We start from the raw sequence: 3,186 nt of genomic DNA, 5'->3' as shown, positions 1-3,186 counted from the left end.
GTGCCCTTGCTGTATGCGTGAGCGGTGCCGTTCTTCTCATAGAACTTGGAACCGTCTTCAGCCCAATGATCTACGCCGTAGGTTACCGTCTTGCCATCGGTGGTCTCTGCGGTAATGACGGCGGTCTGCTGGAAGCTGCCGCGATGCAGGCCATGGTTGGTGGTTGCACGGGTGACAGCATCGTATGCACCCTTATCCATCTCGCCGCGGGAGTCTGCTTCGTCGCTGCTGGAAGTATCGCCAGCTGCGTATACGCCTTCATTTGCCCAGTACTCATTGTAGGACAGGGATGCATATGCGTAAATCTTCTCCGGAACCTTCAGCTCAAAGTCGAGTGTCTTTGCATAGCCGGTAGCCTTGACAGAAATCGTATAGGTGTCGCCTGCCTTCATACCAGCAAACGGAGACGTGCTCAGGTCGATAAAGCCCTTGCTGTTGATGACTGCCACAGAACCGCGGCCGGATGCAGCATAGCTCTTATCGTTTACGGTAACAGAGGAAACATTGGACAGGAAGTTGCTCAGATCCTCTGCGCTTGCGCCGTCAGCACCAACAATACGCAGATTGGTTGCCTGATATGCAGCCGGCATTGCGTTGGTCTGCATCTCAAACGTGGTCGAGAAGCTTGCGTACTTGCCAGCCTTATCGGAAACAGCCACGGTATACTTGCCAGCAGCCGGTGTGCCAGTCCAAGTCAGCTTGCCATCCTTGACAGCAACACCTTCTACTGCATTGCCCTTTGCATCGGTTACCTTGTACTCAGCCTGATAATCAGACGGGAAGTCCTTCAGCTCGATTGCTGTGGAACCGCTGTCTGCCAGCGCATTCTCTACCTTGAAATTGTCGGTTGTGAACTTCACCGGTACATAGTGGTCGGTATCAATGGTGTATACGCCATCAGCGGTGTAATAGGTGACGTTCTTAATGGTGCTGCCCATCAGACCAACATAGTGCTCATAGTTGAGCGTGTTTCCGTGCGGCTCCTTCTTCTTGATACCGGAGGACCAAGCGATTTCGGTCTTTCTCCAGATGTTTTCTTCCTGACGCATACCGTACTCGGTAGTCTTGCCGTCCTTCTCAGCGGTAAGCACAACGCCGTATACATTAGAGCTGCCAAAGGCATCGGTGTCTACATCCAGCAGATAGTCGCCCCAAGCGGTAGAAGTGGACAGTTCGGTCTGTGCTTCCAGCTTGGTGGTCTGGCCTTCTGCCTCGCCAAAGGAAATCTTGCCGTCCTTGACGGTTGCCGTCTTATATGCAGCCGGAGTGGAATCCAGCTCAGTGTAGTAATAATCTGCCTTGGTGTCCTCGGTCTTGGTCAGCTTTGCCAGATCTGACGGAGTGATGGCTACCGGATAGCTAACGCCCTTGATGTGTACTTCCTTCTGGGTGCCAGCCTTCCATGCTTCTGCATCGTAGTCATTGTACGTACCACCAACCAGCTCGCCATCGCCATTCTTGATGGACTTGGTATTGGTTGCAGAGGTTACAACGTCTACAGCATCCTCATTGTTGATTTCTGCTGCATAGAAATCAGCATACGGGATGTTCATCTTGACATAAATCTTTGCTTCCGGTGCAGATGCCTGGAAAGAAACGTTCTTCTTGTAACCGGTAGCAGCTACAACCAGATTGTATTCCTTGCCAGCCTCAAAGATCGGTGTCTTTTCTCTTCCTGTTGTTGCGGAGAAATCAATGGAACCATCTTCCTTGATGATCTTGACAGCACCGCGGCCGGATGCATTGTATGTGGTATCGCCAACAGTTACGCTGGAGATATTGGACAGATAGTTTGCAAACTGCTCATCCGTTGCATCCTTTGCCTTTACCAGCTTGCCATTTTCTGCATCATAGGTTGCGACAACAGCATCGGTCTGGAGCTCAAAGGTTGTGGAGAAGGATGCGTACTTGCCGGTCTTATCCGAAACAGTCAGCGTGTACTTACCGGTTGCCGGTGTGCCCTTCCAAGTGATCTTGCCATCCTTGACAGAAGCACCTTCCAGTTCATTGCCCTTTGCATCGGTTACCTTGTACTCAGCCTGGTAATCAGACGGGAAGTCCTTCAGTTCTACGGAAGTAGAACCGCTGTCTGCCAGCGCATTCTCTGCCTTGAAATTATCGGTTGTGAACTTCACCGGTACATAATGGTCTGCGTCAATGGTGTACACGCCATCAGCGGTGTAATAGGTAACACTCTTGATGGTGCTGCCCATCAGACCAACATAGTTCTTATAGTTCAGGGTATTGCCGTGCGGCTCGGTCTTCTTGACACCGGAGGACCAAGCAATTTCGGTCTTTCTCCAGATGTTTTCTTCCTGACGCATACCGTAGTCGGTAGTCTTACCGTCCTTTTCTGCGGTTACAACAACACCATATACGTTGGAGCTGCCAAAGGCATCGGTGTCTACATCCAGCAGATAGTCGCCCCAAGCAGTGGAAGTGGAAAGAGAAGTCTTTGCATCCAGCTTGGTGGTCTTGCCTTCTACCTTACCGAAGGAAATCTTGCCGTTCTTTACGGTTGCGGTCTTGTAAGCAGCCGGAGCGGAATCCAAAACGGTGAAGTAATAGTCATCCTGCTTGTTCTGCTTCTCTTCCAGCTTCTTCAGATCGCTGGTCTTGATCGCTACCGGATAGCTAACGCCCTTGATGTGTACTTCCTTCTGGGTGCCAGCAGCCCAAGCGTCTGCATCGTAGTCATTGTAGGTACCGCCAACCAGTTCGCCGTCGCCATTCTTGATGGACTTGGTGTTGGTTGCAGAGGTTACTGCGTCTACAGCATTCTCATTGTTGAGCTCTGCTGCATAGAAATCCGCATACGGGATGTTCATCTGTACGTAAGTCAGCTGATCGGCAACGCCTGCATTGTCCAGCATCACAATTGCTTCTGCACGAGTGATATCATTGCCGGAGCGCAGGGTGTGATCCGGATAACCAGCCATATAACCGTTCTGTACGGCGGTCAGAATGTACGATGCTGCCCAGTCGGAAACCTTATCTGCATCGGTGTAGCTCAGCTTGGTCAGCTGTGCGCGAGCCTTTGCCGGATCTGCCTTGGTATCAACTGCTACGTCGTTCAGCTTGCACGCAATAACAGCAACCTGCTCACGGGTAACGTTGCCCTTCGGATCCCACTGATTGTCACCAACACCAACCATAACCTGTGCCTTGACAATCTTTGCTACATGG

General features: G+C 51.3%; 1 protein-coding gene. It reads right to left on the bottom strand.

The genetic code is table 11. From position 1 onward, the window contains the following. Positions 1–3,186: penicillin-binding Tp47 domain A-containing protein (locus ACR0P9_RS09830; protein ID WP_432619676.1), on the bottom strand; the 3,186-nt coding region annotated here is incomplete at both ends.

It is taken from the genome of Butyricicoccus sp. (assembly GCF_050872565.1).
Classification (GTDB): domain Bacteria; phylum Bacillota; class Clostridia; order Oscillospirales; family Butyricicoccaceae; genus Butyricicoccus_A.
Note: the sequence above shows the minus strand (reverse complement) of the source record. Positions and strands in the feature narration are given on the sequence as shown.